This window comes from Pseudomonas sp. PDM31, from assembly GCF_019218965.1.
In the GTDB taxonomy this organism is placed as follows: domain Bacteria; phylum Pseudomonadota; class Gammaproteobacteria; order Pseudomonadales; family Pseudomonadaceae; genus Aquipseudomonas.
Genome location: NZ_JAHUWS010000006.1, coordinates 210,395 through 226,517, shown reverse-complemented (window position 1 = coordinate 226,517; position 16,123 = coordinate 210,395). Strand labels below are relative to the sequence as shown.

The window sequence follows — 16,123 nt, the reverse complement described above, 5'->3', positions numbered from 1 at the left end:
GGATCTCTACCAGGCACAGACTTTGTGTTCGACGCAGAACCAGTGTGGGAGCGGGCTTGCTCGCGAAGAGGCCAGATAAAACAATACAAATCCCGGGGCTCTAGCCCTTCAATTCCTTCAAATGCTTGTACACCGTCGCCCGCCCCATGTTCAGCACATTGGCCACATAGTTCGACGAACTTTTACCCTTGAACGCGCCTTCGGCATGCAACGCCAGCACCAGTTCGCGTTTGTGGTCGCGGGTCAGCAGGTTCAGGCTCAACTGGCGTTCGCGCAGCCACGCATGAAGGAAGGTGTTGATCCGCTCCTGCCAGTCGTCGCGAAACAGTGAGTCCGGTTGCGGAATCAGCTTGGTCGGTGACAGGAACAGATCCAGCGCGGCTTTGGCATTCTCGAACAGTGAGATGTTCAGGTTGATGCACAGCACGGCCAGCGGATGCCCCGCGCCGTCACGCAGCACAGTACTGAGGCTGCGAATTTTCTGACCATCCCAGTTGAGCTTCTCGTACGGCCCGATGTTACGTTCGCTGACATCGTCGCTGAGCATGTCTTCCAGCGCCGAGTCATCACCGATTTCCCGTTTCGACAGGTTATTGGCGATGTAGTCGACCTTTTGCGTGCGCAGGTCGTGCAATACCACTTCGGCATGGGGAAAGAACAGCGTGGCGATGGCGTCGGCGATCGCCCGGAAGTTGTCCATGGCACTGTGGTTCAGGATCGAGTCTTTTTCAGGGGCGTTCATCAGTGGAACTCCAGGCAGCATCAACGCCCCGTGAAAGGGGCGCTGAAAGTGTGCCGTAATCAGGTCGACACGTCATCCGGGGCGCAAGGTCAGCCCAGGCGAGCGGGGGAGAGCATCTCGGCGTTCAGGCCGAAACGGCTGAGCGGTTCGGGCAGCGCTTCGCCACGGACCAATGCCGCGCTGGCCTGGCCCATGGCCGGCGAGGTCTGGATGCCATAACCACCCTGTGCCGCGACCCAGAACAGCCCCGGTACCTTCAGATCGAAACCGCACAACAAGTCGCCGTCACTGACGAAGCTGCGCAGGCCAGCCCAAGTGCGGGTCGGGCGGCGGATGGTCAGGGTCGTGGCTTCTTCGATCTGGTAGATGCCCATGGCGATGTCCAGCTCTTCGGGCTGCACGTCGTGAGGTTCCACCGGGTCGGCGTTGGCCGGCGAGCCGAGGAACATCCCGGCGTCGGGCTTCATGTAGAAGGATTCGTCGAGGCTGACCAGCATCGGCCAGTGGTGAATGTCCAGGCCTTCGGGGCCGGCGAAGATGAACGCGGCGCGGCGCTTGGGTTGCAGGCCCAGGGGTTGGGCGCCTGCCAGTTCAGCGATCTTGTCGGCCCAGGCACCGGCGGCGTTGATGATGATTGGCGCGCTGAAGGTCTGGTTGCCGGTCTGGACGTGCCATGTACCTTGGTCGTCGCGGCTCAGGCTGACGACTTCACTGTCGGTATGCACTTCGCCCTGGTTGCGGCGAATACCGCGCAGGTAACCCTGGTGCAGGGCGTCGGTGTCGATGTCGCTGGCGGTCGGGTCGTAGATGGCGCCGTGGACTTTCTCTCGGCGCAGGATCGGCAGGCGCGTGCAGGCTTCGTCGGCGCTGAGCAATTGCATCTGCGGAACCGTGGCTTTCGCGCTCAGGTACTGATTGTTCAGTTCGGCCGGGTCACCGGTGAAGTCCACGGTCATTTCACCGCGCGGGGTCAGCAGCGGATGTTCGCAGAAACCGTTCGGCGGATTATCGAAAAAGTCCCGGCTGGCCTGGGTCAATGCACGAACCTGAGGGGTGCCATAGGCTGCGGTGTACAACGCAGCCGAGCGTCCGGTGGAATGGTAGGCCGGATGGGATTCGCGTTCGAGCACGACCACGCGCCCGTGCTGCGACAGCCAGAAACCGGTGGAAGCGCCGGCAATCCCGCCGCCGATGATGATGAAATCTGCCTGGCTCATGAACGTCTCCTGTAGAACGCAAATGCCGAATTAGTAGTGCTTTCCTTGGTGGGGGACGATTTTGTGGCGAGGGGGCTTGCCCCCGTTCGGCTGCGCAGCAGCCGCGAATCCCACTGCATGCGGTCTTTCTGAATAACAGCAGCAACTGGTTGTGGGGCGGCTTCACCGCCCAACGGGGGCAAGCCCCTCGCCACAAAAAGCCCGCTTCACGGGAGCGAGGTTTTTCAGTGCATCAATTGGTAAAGCGCATTGGCCAGTGCAATGTCTTCCAGGCCCAGGCCGATGGAGCGGAAGAACACGTGGCGGTTGTAGTCGGGACGCTGCACTGTTGCACTCAGCAGGTCGGGCAGGTCGCCAACGATCGTGCCCTTGTCCCAGCCATGTTGCTCGCCGGCAATCAGCATTTCACCCGCCGAGCCCGGTGTGGTCACGCGGTAGTCACAGAACACCTGCATGTCGTTGAGGCTCTGCGGCGGAACTTCATGGGCGCGCGGGGCGTTGGTGCTGATAGAAGTGATCAGCGCCGGTTTGCTCAGGGTAGACGGATCGATCACCGGGCCGGCGGACGAGGTGCAGAGCATGACCACATCCGCGTCTGTGATGGCGGCCTCACGACTTTGCGTGATGGTCAGGCGTGGCTCGATAGATTTGAGCAGACTCACCGTCTCAGGGGCTTCGTTCAGGCTCGGCGAGTACAGGCTGATGCTGTGCCAGTCGCGCAGGTTCTTTACATAGTGCAGATGCGCCTGAGCCACTTTGCCGCTGCCGATGATCGCCAGGCGCCTGGCGTTAAGTGGCGCCAGGGCATCGACCGCCACCGCAGTGGTCGCAGCGGTACGTGCAGTGGTCAGTTCACCGGCGTCACACAGCAGCAGCGGCTGGCCGGTCTGCATCGACATCAACAGGGTCCACGCCGTCACCAGTGGTCCTTGTTCGCCCACGATGTACGGCGAAGTCTTGATCCCGTACACGCCATCCTCGGCCAAGACGCCCAGGTAGTTGATGAAGTCCCCGGCACCCTGTGGAAACTCCACCAGTTGCTGCGCCGGCTGCACCGCTTGCCCGGCCGCCAGCTCGCGGAACAGCTTGCGCAGAATCTGCGGTACATCGACCTGCGCCAACAGTTCGCGGGCCTGAAGCTGGGTGATCACATGGGGCGTGCTGGACATGGGCGGCTCCGGAAGTGGGGTGTAAACTAATTTGTCTATTATGGACTTTTAGATATGGCGCACAATATCCGGACGAAAAAAAAGCGCAGTCCGTTTCCGGCTGCGCCTTTTTCTGCAAGTCGGCCGTTACGGGCGCTTGCGCTCAACCGGCCGCAGTAGATGCGTCGGTGGTGTTTCACAGCTGATCTTGCGCCCCAACTTCTCTTCGATGGACGGTAGCTGGTAGGAGTCGTCTTCACCGGCAAAGCTGATGGACACACCATCGGCACCGGCACGACCAGTACGGCCGATACGATGCACGTAGTCGTCCGGGACTTCCGGCAGGGTGAAGTTGATCACATGGCTGATGCCGTCGATGTGAATGCCGCGACCGGCCACATCGGTGGCGACCAACACGCGGATCTTGCCCTCGCGGAAACCTTCCAGGGTCTTGATGCGCTTGTGTTGCGGCACGTCGCCGGACAGCTGCGCGGCATTGACGCCGTCACGCACCAGGCGCTCTTCGATGCGTCGCACTTCATCCTTGCGGTTGGCGAACACCATCACCCGCTCCCAACCGTTGTCGTTGACCAGGTTGTAGAGCAGTTTGTATTTGTCGGCCCCGGCCACTGCATAAATATGCTGCTCGACGTTCTCGTTGGCCACGTTGGTGACTTCGATTTCGACGATGGAAGGATCAGTGGTCCACTGCTTGGCCAGGTTCATCACGTCGTCGGTGAAGGTCGCGGAGAACAGCAGCGTCTGGCGCTCGTTCTTCGGCGGGGTCTGGCGAATGATCTGGCGTACCTGCGGGATGAAGCCCATGTCGAGCATGCGGTCGGCTTCGTCCAGCACCATCACTTCGACCATGTCCAGGTGCACGTCGCCGCGCTGGTTGAAGTCGAGCAGACGGCCCGGCGTGGCGACGAGGATGTCGCAGTGGCGGGCTTCGAGGTGTTTGAGTTGCTTGTCGAAGTCCATGCCGCCAACAAAAGTCATGACGTTGAGGCCGGTGTACTTGGTCAGGTCGGCGGCGTCTTTGGCGATTTGCACCACCAGCTCGCGGGTCGGGGCGATGATCAATGCCCGAGGCTCGCCCATGTAGCGCTCTTTGGGCGGCGGGGTCTGCAACAGCTGGGTGATGATCGATATCAGGAACGCCGCGGTTTTACCGGTGCCGGTCTGGGCGCGGCCGATGGCGTCTTTGCCGGCGAGGGTGAAGCCCAGCACCTGCGCCTGGATCGGCGTGCAATACGGGAAGCCCAGGTCCTGGATGGCGTGCATCAGTTCAGGGGCGAGTTTGAAATCGTGGAAGCGGGTTTTGCCTTCCTGGGGTTCGACGACGAAGTCTTCGAGTTTCCAGGGAATGACCGGGGCCTTTGGCTTCGGTTCGCGGCGCGGTTTGGCCGGTTTCGGCGCTTCGCTGCGCGGCTGCTCGGCCGCGGCTGGCACGGCAGGCTGTGCGGCCGGCGCGGTCGTCGGCTCGTGTTTCGGTGCCGCTACAGGGGCGGACCGACCAGACTGATGACCGTCGGTACGGTGGCTGGGGGTGTGAGACGGAGCGCTGGGGACTGGCGCGAGTTGCTCAGTCTCGCTTTTACCGAACATTTTCTTGAGTGCTTTGAGCACGGTCATCTCATCAATTGATTAAGGAATGTACGCCGGCCAGTGTAATGCAAGAATCGGGCGCGGCGTAGTGGGATGATCAAAGGGCGTTTTTAAACATGAATGTTCAGCGCAGGCGCTCGGCAAGCCAGGTGCCTATGTCGCGGATTTCCTCGGGTAACACTTCGTGCCCCATTGGGTATTCCTGCCATGTCACGGTGACACCACGTTGCTTGAGATGCTCGTAGGCACTGCGGCCCATCGAATTCTGTACCACGTCGTCGTATTGGCCATGCAAAACAAGCGCAGGAATGCGCTGCTGGCTGGCCGACAATTCAAGTTCGTCACTGAAGGTCGGTGCATAAGTAGAGAGGGCAAGTACGCCACCCAGTGGTCCCTGCCATTTCATAAACGCGGTGTGGAACACTACGGCGCCACCTTGTGAAAAACCGGCGAGGAAGATGCGCGAAGCGTCTATTCCGCTGGTTTTCTGCTCTTCGATCAACTCGATGACCCGGTTCGAGGACGCTTCCAGTTGCTCGCGGTCAATCGCGCGCGCGGGGCTCATGGCCAATATGTCGTACCAGCTTGGCATTTCGTAGCCGCCGTTGATGGTGACGGGGCGGTGCGGCGCCTGCGGCAGGACAAAGCGGGTTGTCAGCAAGGTTTCCTGCAGGGCTTCAGCCACGGGAAGGAAGTCATAGCGATCGGCGCCCAGGCCGTGCAGCCAGATTACGCAGGCGTCTGCCGGCTTGACGGGTTGAAGAATCAGGGGCTCGGTCATGTCTGCTCCAATTTAGTGCGTTCGCTCTCATTCAGTGCGTGGTCTGAGTGCGCGTCTGGTTGATCCGTTAAGAAGATGTCGCAAGGGTACAAGTTTTGCTATTGACCTGTCCTTGATTGGCTTCGGAAAGCGGTGTGGTACGGGCTTTGCTATAGGGAAGCGGTGCAACCCATCTCGAGCCCGGCGGTAACACTATCAGTCTACTGCTGGCCGCGGGATAGCTAAGAATCCGGTGATGGATGTTCGCCAAAGGCCGATACGGGCTTCGCGAACGTGAAAGGGCTACAGCCCGTTCGGCCGATTGGTGAGAAGTGAGTACTCCATGATGTGGATTTTCTCCTACTAGACTCATAGCTGGCGTCTTACGTCGGTTGACCCCAAAACAAGCCAACCCCGGGTCAACTACGCCTCAAAAGGGTGCGACTGGACTCACGCTCCGACACAACAAGAGCAAAACTGGAGGTTTGAATGAAGATGTTGAAATCCACCCTGGCTATCGTGACTGCTGCTGCAGTACTCGGTGTCAGCGGGTTCGCTCAGGCGGGCGCAACCCTGGATGCAGTGCAGAAAAAAGGTTTCGTACAGTGTGGCGTCAGTGATGGTCTGCCAGGCTTTTCGGTTCCGGATGCTACCGGCAAGATCGTTGGTATCGATGCTGACTACTGCCGTGCTGTAGCGGCTGCCGTTTTCGGTGACGCGACCAAGGTCAAATTCAGTCAGTTGAACGCCAAGGAGCGCTTCACCGCGCTGCAATCTGGCGAAATCGACATCCTCTCGCGCAACACCACCATGACCAGTTCCCGTGACGCGGGCATGGGCCTGAAGTTTCCTGGCTTCATTACTTACTACGACGGCATCGGCTTCCTGGTTAACAACAAACTGGGCGTGAAGAGTGCCAAGGAACTGGATGGCGCGACCATCTGCATCCAGGCCGGTACCACCACCGAACTGAACGTGTCCGACTACTTCCGCGGTAACGGTCTGAAATACACCCCGATCACCTTCGACACCTCCGACGAAAGCGCCAAGTCGCTGGAATCCGGTCGTTGCGACGTGCTGACCTCCGACAAGTCCCAACTGTTCGCCCAGCGCAGCAAGCTGGCTGCGCCGAAGGACTACGTGGTTCTGCCGGAAACCATTTCCAAGGAGCCTCTGGGCCCGGTCGTGCGTAATGGCGACGACGAGTGGCTGGCCATCGTGCGCTGGACTGGCTACGCCATGCTCAACGCTGAAGAAGCCGGCATCACTTCGAAGAACGTCGAAGCTGAAGCCAAAGGCACCAAGAACCCTGACGTTGCCCGTCTGCTGGGTACCGACGGTGAGTACGGCAAAGACCTGAAAGTGAAAAAAGACTGGGTCGTGCAGATCGTCAAGCAAGTCGGCAACTATGGCGAAGTGTTCGAGAAGAACCTCGGCAAGAGCACCCCTCTGGAAATCGACCGCGGGCTGAACGCCTTGTGGAACGCTGGCGGCATTCAATACGCACCACCAGTGCGCTGATGGTTCTATCACCCGGTGGGCCAACCACCGGGTGATGTTCTGTTCCATTATTTGCGGGGCACTTCATGCAAAATTCAATCGGCGCACCAAAGCAGAGGCTCAGCCTCAGCGATCCACGAGTGCGTGCGTGGGTATTTCAGATCATCACCATTGTGGCGGTGGTCTCATTAGGCTGGTTTCTGTTCGATAACACGCAAACCAACCTTCAGCACCGGGGCATTACTTCCGGTTTCGACTTTCTTGAGCGCAGTGCCGGTTTCGGCATCGCCCAGCACCTGATCGACTACACCGAAGCGGACAGCTATGCCCGGGTGTTTGTCATCGGCCTGCTCAACACCCTGCTGGTGACCTTCATCGGCGTGATCCTGGCAACCATCCTCGGTTTCATCGTCGGTGTGGCACGCCTGTCGAAGAACTGGATCATCGCCAAACTGGCGACCGTGTACGTGGAGGTTTTCCGTAACATTCCGCCACTGCTGCAGATCCTGTTCTGGTACTTCGCAGTGTTCCTGACCATGCCGGGGCCGCGCAACAGCCACAATTTCGGCGATACCTTCTTTGTCAGCAGCCGCGGCCTGAACATGCCTGCAGCGTTGGCGGCGGATGGTTTCTGGCCGTTCGTGGTCAGCGTTGTCGTGGCCATCGTCGCCATCGTGCTTATGAGCCGCTGGGCGAACAAACGCTTTGAAGCGACGGGCGTGCCGTTCCACAAGTTCTGGGTCGGCCTGGCCCTGTTCCTGGTGATCCCGGCGCTGTGTGCGTTGATTTTCGGCGCTCCAGTGCACTGGGAAATGCCGGAGCTCAAGGGCTTCAACTTCGTGGGTGGCTGGGTACTGATCCCGGAACTGCTGGCCTTGACCCTGGCCCTGACGGTGTACACCGCAGCGTTCATCGCCGAGATCGTGCGTTCGGGCATCAAGTCGGTCAGCCATGGCCAGACCGAAGCGGCCCACTCGCTCGGCCTGCGCAACGGTCCGACCCTGCGCAAGGTGATCATCCCGCAAGCCCTGCGCGTGATCATTCCACCGCTGACCAGCCAGTACCTGAACCTGGCGAAGAACTCCTCGCTGGCGGCCGGTATCGGTTATCCGGAAATGGTCTCGTTGTTTGCCGGTACGGTGCTGAACCAGACCGGGCAGGCGATCGAGGTGATTGCGATCACCATGAGCGTGTACCTGGCGATCAGTATCAGCATTTCCCTGCTGATGAACTGGTACAACAAGCGCATTGCGCTGATCGAGCGGTAAGGAAAAGCGCATGACGACTCATACTTTCAAACCTGACATGCCGCCACCGAACCGCAGCATCGGTGTCGTGGCGTGGATGCGCGCGAACATGTTCTCCAGCTGGCTCAACACCCTGTTGACCCTGTTTGCGTTCTACCTGATCTACCTGGTTGTACCGCCGATCCTGCAATGGGCGATCCTCGACGCCAACTGGGTTGGCACCAGCCAGGCCGACTGCACCAAGGATGGCGCCTGCTGGGTGTTCATCCAGCAGCGCTTCGGCCAGTTCATGTACGGCTACTACCCGCCGGAACTGCGCTGGCGTGTGGACCTGACCGTGTGGCTGGCGGTCATCGGCGTGGCACCGCTGTTCATCTCGCGCTTTCGCCATAAGGCCGTGTATGGCCTGAGCTTCCTGGTGCTGTACCCGATCATTGCCTGGTGCCTGCTGCACGGCGGCGTGTTCGGCATGACCCAGGTGGCGACCAGCCAATGGGGCGGCCTGATGCTGACCTTGGTGATTGCCACCGTCGGCATTGCCGGTGCGTTGCCGCTGGGGATTGTCCTGGCACTGGGCCGTCGTTCGAACATGCCGGCGATTCGTGTGGTCTGCGTGACCTTCATCGAATTCTGGCGCGGCGTGCCATTGATCACGGTGCTGTTCATGTCTTCGGTAATGCTGCCGTTGTTCCTGCCCGAAGGCATGAACTTCGACAAGCTGCTGCGAGCGCTGATCGGTGTGATCCTGTTCCAGTCGGCCTATGTGGCCGAAGTGGTGCGCGGCGGTCTGCAAGCGATCCCTAAAGGTCAGTACGAAGCGGCTGCGGCGATGGGGCTGGGTTACTGGCGCAGCATGGGCCTGGTGATTCTGCCGCAAGCCCTGAAGCTGGTAATTCCTGGCATCGTCAACACCTTCATTGCGCTGTTCAAGGACACGAGCCTTGTGATCATCATCGGCCTGTTCGACCTGCTCAACAGCGTCAAGCAAGCCGCCGCCGATCCGAAATGGCTGGGTATGGCCACCGAAGGCTATGTGTTCGCGGCCCTGGTGTTCTGGATTTTCTGTTTTGGTATGTCGCGCTATTCCATGCATCTGGAACGCAAGCTCGACACTGGCCACAAGCGTTAGGAGTTCTCTGTAATGAGCGAAGCAATCAAACAGCCTGTGAGCCCTGAAGGCATTATTCAGATGCAGGGCGTGAACAAGTGGTACGGCCAGTTCCATGTGTTGAAAGACATCAACCTCAACGTCAAGCAGGGTGAGCGTATCGTCCTGTGCGGTCCGTCGGGCTCCGGCAAATCCACCACCATCCGCTGCCTCAACCGTCTGGAAGAGCATCAGCAGGGCCGCATCGTGGTCGATGGCGTGGAGCTGACCAACGACCTCAAGCAGATCGAAGCGATCCGCCGTGAAGTCGGCATGGTGTTCCAGCACTTCAACCTGTTCCCGCACCTGACCATCTTGCAGAACTGCACCCTGGCGCCGATGTGGGTACGCAAGATGCCCAAGCGCAAGGCCGAGGAAATCGCCATGCACTACCTGGAACGCGTACGCATTCCGGAGCAGGCGCACAAGTACCCGGGGCAACTGTCCGGTGGTCAGCAACAGCGTGTGGCGATTGCCCGTGCGCTGTGCATGAAGCCGAAAATCATGCTGTTCGACGAACCGACTTCGGCACTCGACCCGGAGATGGTGAAAGAGGTACTGGACACCATGATCGGCCTGGCCGAAGACGGTATGACCATGCTCTGTGTAACCCACGAAATGGGCTTCGCCCGCACCGTGGCCAACCGCGTGATCTTCATGGACAAGGGCGAAATCGTCGAACAGGCCGCACCGAACGACTTCTTCGACAACCCGCAGAACGACCGCACCAAGCTGTTCCTGAGCCAGATCCTGCATTGATCTGATTCAAGCGTGGAAATGAACCCGGACTTGTTCCGGGTTTATTTTTTTGTGCCAAAAAACACTGAAAATCAACTGTGGGAGCGGGCTTGCTCGCGAAAGCGCCGGATCAGTCGAAATCATCGTTGGATGTCAAACTGCTTTCGCGAGCAAGCCCGCTCCCACAGGATTTGTGGTCGACAGGCTCACTGTCGACACGAAACGTGTGCGGTTGCCCTCCAATGCAATGTTGACTAACATGTCAGGAAATTCATCCTATGATTGGATGAAAGGGTGAATCCAATGTCAGTCATTTCTCCATTAGTTAAACGATCCTTGGTTGATCAAGCGCTGGATCAGTTGCGTCAACGCATCAACCAAGGCGTGTGGGTGGTGGGGCAGCGCTTACCCACCGAACCCGAGTTGTCCGCAGAACTGGGCATCAGCCGCAACACCGTGCGTGAAGCCATGCGGGTGTTGGCGTTTTCCGGGTTGATCGAGATACGTCAGGGCGACGGCAGTTACCTGCGAGCGGTGGTTGATCCGCTGGATACGCTGAAAGCCTTGTCCCGCTGTTCCCACGAGCAGGCTCGGGAAACCCGGCACATTCTTGAGGTCGAAGCCATTGGCCTGGCGGCGTTGCGACGCACCGATGAAGATCTGCTGGCCTTGCGCGAGGCACTGGGTGTCAGTGGCAGTCACTATCACGGCGACCTCGACACCTACATCGCTTGCGATCTGGTGTTCCACCGCCGTCTGGTGGACGCCGCGCACAATCCGACCCTCAGCGAGTTGTATCGCTACTTTTCCAGTGTCGTCGGCGCGCAGTTGCGCCAGACCTTGAACGTCACGCCCCGACGCCAGGAAGTGTTCGACCTGCATATCGAGTTGCTCGACGCCGTCGAACAACGCGATCCGGAGCGGGCCAAAGCCCTGTCGAGGCGGTTGATCAATGAACCTTGAAAACGAGAACACCATGCCGAGCAATTCAGGCAACACCGCTCAACCCAAGCGCACCGCAGAGCTCGAAGAGCTGCTGATCGACGCCGAGGTCGATGACGAACAGGTCCAGCCGGCTCAGCCGCTGCTGCGCCGGCCGTGGCTGTTGCTGCTCGGGCTGATTCTGGTGGCGCTGAACCTGCGCCCGGCGCTGTCGAGCATGGCGCCGATGCTCAGCGAAGTTTCCAGGTCCCTCGGCCTGTCGGCATCCCAGGCCGGTTTGCTGACGACCTTGCCGGTACTCTGCCTGGGTCTGTTCGCGCCATTGGCACCGGTGCTGGCAAGGCGTTTTGGTGCCGAGCGGGTGGTGTTGGGGATTCTCCTGACGTTGGCCGGTGGAATCATCCTGCGCAGTTCGTTCGGTGAAATCGGCCTGTTTGCCGGCAGCGTGTTGGCGGGGGCGAGCATTGGTGTGATCGGCGTGCTGCTGCCAGGCATCGTCAAGCGTGACTTCCCCAAGCAGGCCGGGACCATGACCGGCGTCTACACCATGGCCCTGTGCCTGGGCGCCGCGATGGCTGCCGGCGCAACGGTGCCGCTGAGCGAGCATTTCGACAAGAGCTGGGCCATGGGCCTGGGCTTCTGGGTGATTCCGGCGTTGGCGGCGGCGATTTTCTGGCTGCCGCAAGTTGGCCAGAAGCACGGCGCGCATCACGTCGCCTACCGGGTGCGTGGTCTGTTGCGTGACCCGCTGGCCTGGCAGGTGACGTTTTACATGGGCCTGCAATCGTCCCTGGCCTACATCGTATTTGGCTGGTTGCCTTCGATCCTGATCGGGCGCGGCCTGACGCCGACCCAGGCCGGGCTGGTGTTGTCGGGCTCGGTGATCGTGCAACTGGTCAGCTCACTGGCCGCACCGTGGCTGGCCACGCGCGGCAAGGACCAGCGCCTGGCCATTGTGATCGTCATGGCGTTGACCCTCGGCGGCCTGTTCGGTTGCCTGTATGCACCGATCGAAGGATTGTGGGGCTGGGCCATTGTGCTCGGGCTGGGGCAGGGCGCCACGTTCAGCCTGGCGTTGACCCTGATCGTGCTGCGCTCGCGCGATTCCCACGTGGCGGCAAACCTGTCGAGCATGGCCCAGGGCTTCGGCTATACCCTGGCGTCCATGGGGCCGTTCGCGGTCGGTATCGTGCATGACTGGACCGGTGGCTGGACGGCCGTGGGCTGGATCTTCGGCGTGATCGGCCTCGGCGCGATCCTCGCCGGTCTCGGTGCGGGGCGATCGTTGTACGTTCAGGTGGAAAGCGAAAAGATCTGATTCCCGCACACTGTCGGTATTCGGTTCACGAATGCCGATAGTGCACAGTGCATTTGTTGACTATGGTGCAGGCAATCCTTATTAACGCTTGGACCCTGCCCATGACTGACGCCCATAACGCACTGATCACCCGGTTCTACGAGGCCTTCCAGCGCCTGGACGCCGAGGCCATGAGTGCCTGCTATACCGATGACGTGGTGTTCAGTGATCCGGCGTTCGGCGAACTGCGCGGGCGGGATGCCGGTGACATGTGGCGCATGCTCACCACGCGCGCCAGGGATTTCTCCCTCACCTTCGATAACGTCCGCGCCGACGAACGCGCGGGTAGCGCCCATTGGGTGGCGACCTATCTGTTCAGCCAGACTGGCAATACCGTGGTCAACGATATCCAGGCGCGTTTCGTTTTCCGCGACGGCAAGATCTGCGAGCATCACGACAGCTTTGACCTGTGGGCCTGGTCGCGTCAGGCACTGGGTTTCAAAGGTCTTTTGCTGGGCTGGACGCCCCTGGTGAGAAACGCTGTTCGTGCCCAGGCATTGAAGGGGCTGAAGGCATTCCAGGCCAGTCGCTGATAAGATCGCGGCTTGTCCTTTTCAAGCCTTGATCGTCACGTGAGCAGCCCGAGCCAATCCCCTGTCATTGCCGCCGAACCGACACCGGTCAGCAAACCCTGGTTTGTCTATCTTGTGCGCGCCGCCAATGGCTCGCTCTACTGCGGGATCAGCGATGATCCCGTGCGCCGCTTCGCCAAGCATCAAAGTGGCAAGGGCGCGCGGTTCTTTCTTTCCAGCCCGGCCATGGCGCTGGTCTACACCGAAGCCTGTCGCGATAAAAGCGAAGCCCTGCGTCAGGAACGCTTGATCAAGAAACTCAGGAAAAGCGCCAAGGAGTGCCTGGTGGCCAGCGCTGCCAGCGCCTTATCAATCTGATTGATCAGTTGCCATCAGGCAGATCTGTAGGCTGCTATCCGATTGCGCGCTAAGCTGCTGCTTCCTTATCAGTGCGGCGGAGCCGAGCATGTCCGAGTTGATTCTTCATCATTACCCGACGTCCCCCTTCGCCGAAAAGGCCCGCCTGCTGCTGGGCTTCAAAGGCTTGTCCTGGCGCTCGGTGAAGATCTCGCCGGTAATGCCCAAGCCCGATCTCACGGCTCTCACCGGCGGCTATCGTAAAACCCCGGTGCTGCAGATCGGCGCGGATATTTATTGCGACACCGCGTTGATCGCCCGTCGCCTGGAGCAGGAAAAAGCCCTGCCGGCATTCTTCCCCGAAGGTCAGGAAATGATCGCCGCCAGTTTCGCCACCTGGGCCGATTCGGTGGTGTTCCAGCATGCGGTCAGCCTGGTGTTCCAGCCGGAATCGATCGCGGTGCGCTTCGCCAGTTTGCCGCCGGAAGCGATCAAGGGATTCATCGCTGACCGTGCCGGTTTGTTCAGTGGCGGCAGCGCGACCCGATTGTCCGCCGAGCAGGCCAGGCATCAGTGGCCGACGATCATGACGCGCCTTGAGCAGCAGCTGCAGCGCGAAGAGGGTGATTATCTGTTCGGTGAGCCGTCGATTGCCGACTTCGCCCTGGCTCACTCGTTGTGGTTCCTCAAGGCGACGCCTGTGACCTCGCCGCTTGTGGATAACTATCCGGCGGTTGCGGCCTGGTTGGTGCGTGTGCTGGGCTTTGGTCATGGGGCGTCGAGCGAGATGACCTCGAAAGAAGCCCTGGACGTTGCCCGCAACGCTACGCCGGCAGCTTTGCCGGACGAGTCGTTCGAAGATCCGAATGGTTTCACCGCAGGCCAGCAGGTGGTGATTGCCGCGATCGATTATGGTGTCGATCCGGTGGCCGGTGAGTTGTTGTTTGCTGGCAGCGAGGAATTGATCCTGCGTCGGGAAGACGAACGTGGCGGCGTCGTGCATGTGCACTTCCCGCGGTTCGGTTTCCGTATCGAGGCTTGCTGATCAACTGTAGGAGCGAGCATGCTCGCGATGGTCGTGAACGATAACGCGTGAATCCAGATACCCAACGGGGTTCTCCGGTTTTTCGCGAGAGTGCTCGCTCCTACAGGATCATTTCAAAGCGGCGAGGATCGCATCCGGGTCGTAGCCGCGAATCAAGGTCCCGTTCACGTCGATGATCGGAATCCCGCCGCCGCCCAAGGCCTCGTAGTTCTTGCGAGCCACGGCATCCTTCTCGATATCGACTTCCTTGTAGGGAATGCCTTTCTGATCGAGAAAGCGCCTGGTCAATTTGCAGTAACCACACCACTCAGTGGCGTAGAGCACCACGTTGGCCCTGGCCTGGGTCTGCTCCGACACCACCTGCGCCGGATTGAACACCCGCTCGATCTTGCCCCAGTTCTGATAAACCACGACCACCAGCAGGATCAGCAGGACTTTCTTCAGTACACCGCCGAGCATCAGTTGCGTCGCTTGAGCTGGTCGGTGAGCGAAGTCGGCAGGCCCTTGATGACCAGGGTGCCGGCCTCTTCGTCGTACTCGATCTTCGAGCCCAGCAGGTGCGCTTCGAAGCTGATCGACAGGCCTTCGGCGCGCCCGGTGAAGCGGCGGAACTGGTTCAGGGTGCGTTTGTCGGCCGGGATCTCCGGCGACAGGCCGTAGTCTTTGTTGCGGATGTGATCGTAGAAAGCTTTCGGGCGCTCTTCGTCGATCAGCTCCGACAGCTCCTCCAGGCCCATGGGCTCGCCGAGCTTGGCCTGGCTGCTGGCGTAGTCCACCAGGGTCTTGGTTTTTTCACGGGCATCGTCTTCAGGCAGGTCTTCGCTTTCAACGAAGTCGCTGAAGGCTTTGAGCAAGGTGCGGGTTTCGCCCGGGCCGTCGACGCCTTCCTGGCAGCCGATGAAGTCGCGGAAATACTCCGATACCTTTTTGCCGTTCTTGCCTTTGATGAAGGAGATGTACTGCTTCGACTGTTTGTTGTTCTGCCACTCGGAGATGTTGATCCGCGCCGCCAGGTGCAACTGACCCAGGTCCAGGTGCCGGGACGGGGTCACGTCCAGTTGGTCGGTCACGGCCACGCCTTCGCTGTGATGCAGCAGGGCGATGGCCAGGTAATCGGTCATGCCTTGTTGATAGTGAGCGAACAGCACGTGACCGCCCACCGAGAGGTTGGACTCTTCCATCAGTTTCTGCAGGTGTTCCACCGCCACCCGGCTGAATGCGGTGAAATCCTTGCCGCCCTCCAGGTACTCCTTCAGCCAGCCGCTGAACGGGTGCGCCCCGGACTCGGCATGGAACAATCCCCAGGCCTTGCCTTGTTTGGCGTTGTAGCTCTCGTTGAGGTCGGCAAGCATATTCTCGATGGCGCTCGACTCGGCGAGTTCAGAGTCGCGAGCGTGTAGAACTGCTGGTGTGCCGTCGGGTTTTTTGTCGATCAGGTGGACGATGCAATGGCGGATCGGCATGGGCTTCTCGGCTGAATGAAGAGAGGAGGGCATGCTCCCCGAAAAAGCGCTCAGTGTACCGCAACCATTGGTTTTGGCGCGGGATGAAGGGCAAATCCGGGGCGACCGGTGGTCCTTATGCTGTTTTTTCCTGTTTTAGCACAAGAAAGCTGACCAAATGGTTCGCTAGAGGCGGATATTTCCACCTCTCTGTGCTAGCTTTGCCCGGTCTTGCGCGAAGTCACTGCGTTAAGCGTGCAGTCAGCAATTGTCAGGTCGAACCAAACCCTGATTTCGGAATCTATAACCCGGATCCCGAGGTTATTTACCCGAGGGTGCCGGATCCAAAAGATCGGGCTCG

The 16,123-nt window shown here is 60.0% G+C and carries 16 protein-coding genes; 9 read left to right on the top strand and 7 right to left on the bottom strand.

The annotated features are described in order from the left end of the window. Positions 1-100: 100 nt before the first annotated feature. From KW839_RS14190 to KW839_RS14170, 5 genes are all read right to left on the bottom strand, one after another. On the bottom strand, positions 101-742 hold the full coding sequence (locus tag KW839_RS14190; protein ID WP_218424675.1) for a transcriptional regulator: 642 nt from the start codon (positions 740-742) through the stop codon (positions 101-103). A gap of 89 nt (positions 743-831) precedes the next feature. Next, positions 832-1,959: an FAD-binding oxidoreductase gene (locus KW839_RS14185; protein WP_060539517.1), complete on the bottom strand. Its 1,128-nt coding sequence runs from the start codon at positions 1,957-1,959 to the stop codon at positions 832-834. A 224-nt stretch (positions 1,960-2,183) separates the two neighbouring features. Continuing rightward, positions 2,184-3,128 carry an ornithine cyclodeaminase family protein gene (locus KW839_RS14180; protein WP_218424674.1) on the bottom strand — a complete coding sequence of 315 codons (945 nt, stop codon included), beginning with the start codon at positions 3,126-3,128 and terminating at the stop codon, positions 2,184-2,186. Between the two features lie 126 nt (positions 3,129-3,254). Continuing rightward, a complete protein-coding gene (rhlB, locus tag KW839_RS14175) occupies positions 3,255-4,742 on the bottom strand; it encodes an ATP-dependent RNA helicase RhlB (RefSeq protein WP_060539519.1) in 1,488 nt (495 codons plus the stop codon). A gap of 97 nt (positions 4,743-4,839) precedes the next feature. After that, complete coding sequence (locus KW839_RS14170; protein WP_060539520.1) at positions 4,840-5,496, bottom strand: alpha/beta hydrolase; 657 nt, start codon at positions 5,494-5,496, stop codon at positions 4,840-4,842. A gap of 468 nt (positions 5,497-5,964) precedes the next feature. Here KW839_RS14170 and KW839_RS14165 point away from each other — a divergent pair, with 468 nt between their 5' ends. From KW839_RS14165 to KW839_RS14125, 9 genes are all read left to right on the top strand, one after another. Further along, positions 5,965-6,996 carry an amino acid ABC transporter substrate-binding protein gene (locus KW839_RS14165; protein WP_060539521.1) on the top strand — a complete coding sequence of 344 codons (1,032 nt, stop codon included), beginning with the start codon at positions 5,965-5,967 and terminating at the stop codon, positions 6,994-6,996. A 65-nt stretch (positions 6,997-7,061) separates the two neighbouring features. Then, positions 7,062-8,243, top strand: a complete 1,182-nt coding sequence (locus KW839_RS14160) for an amino acid ABC transporter permease (RefSeq protein WP_060539522.1) — start codon at positions 7,062-7,064, stop codon at positions 8,241-8,243. Positions 8,244-8,253: 10 nt separating this feature from the next. Next, complete coding sequence (locus KW839_RS14155; RefSeq protein ID WP_060539523.1) at positions 8,254-9,351, top strand: amino acid ABC transporter permease; 1,098 nt, start codon at positions 8,254-8,256, stop codon at positions 9,349-9,351. A 12-nt stretch (positions 9,352-9,363) separates the two neighbouring features. Then, a complete protein-coding gene (locus KW839_RS14150; RefSeq protein ID WP_003178331.1) occupies positions 9,364-10,128 on the top strand; it encodes an amino acid ABC transporter ATP-binding protein in 765 nt (254 codons plus the stop codon). A gap of 282 nt (positions 10,129-10,410) precedes the next feature. Beyond that, on the top strand, positions 10,411-11,070 hold the full coding sequence (locus KW839_RS14145; RefSeq protein WP_218424673.1) for a FadR/GntR family transcriptional regulator: 660 nt from the start codon (positions 10,411-10,413) through the stop codon (positions 11,068-11,070). Beyond that, positions 11,060-12,367 (top strand): CynX/NimT family MFS transporter, encoded by a 1,308-nt coding sequence (locus tag KW839_RS14140; protein ID WP_060539525.1) that lies wholly within the window; start codon positions 11,060-11,062, stop codon positions 12,365-12,367. Before KW839_RS14145 ends, KW839_RS14140 begins: the two co-directional genes overlap by 11 nt. 101 nt (positions 12,368-12,468) lie before the next feature. Continuing rightward, positions 12,469-12,939 carry a nuclear transport factor 2 family protein gene (locus KW839_RS14135; RefSeq protein ID WP_218424672.1) on the top strand — a complete coding sequence of 157 codons (471 nt, stop codon included), beginning with the start codon at positions 12,469-12,471 and terminating at the stop codon, positions 12,937-12,939. A 39-nt stretch (positions 12,940-12,978) separates the two neighbouring features. Continuing rightward, positions 12,979-13,296 (top strand): GIY-YIG nuclease family protein, encoded by a 318-nt coding sequence (locus KW839_RS14130; protein WP_060539527.1) that lies wholly within the window; start codon positions 12,979-12,981, stop codon positions 13,294-13,296. An 88-nt stretch (positions 13,297-13,384) separates the two neighbouring features. After that, positions 13,385-14,320: a glutathione S-transferase family protein gene (locus KW839_RS14125; RefSeq protein ID WP_060539528.1), complete on the top strand. Its 936-nt coding sequence runs from the start codon at positions 13,385-13,387 to the stop codon at positions 14,318-14,320. A 108-nt stretch (positions 14,321-14,428) separates the two neighbouring features. Here KW839_RS14125 and KW839_RS14120 read toward each other — a convergent pair whose 3' ends face one another. Together KW839_RS14120 and yejK are read right to left on the bottom strand one after the other, a co-directional pair. Then, complete coding sequence (locus KW839_RS14120; protein WP_060539529.1) at positions 14,429-14,779, bottom strand: glutaredoxin family protein; 351 nt, start codon at positions 14,777-14,779, stop codon at positions 14,429-14,431. Beyond that, positions 14,779-15,783 carry a nucleoid-associated protein YejK gene (gene yejK / locus KW839_RS14115; protein WP_060539530.1) on the bottom strand — a complete coding sequence of 335 codons (1,005 nt, stop codon included), beginning with the start codon at positions 15,781-15,783 and terminating at the stop codon, positions 14,779-14,781. Before yejK ends, KW839_RS14120 begins: the two co-directional genes overlap by 1 nt. Positions 15,784-16,123: the final 340 nt, after the last annotated feature.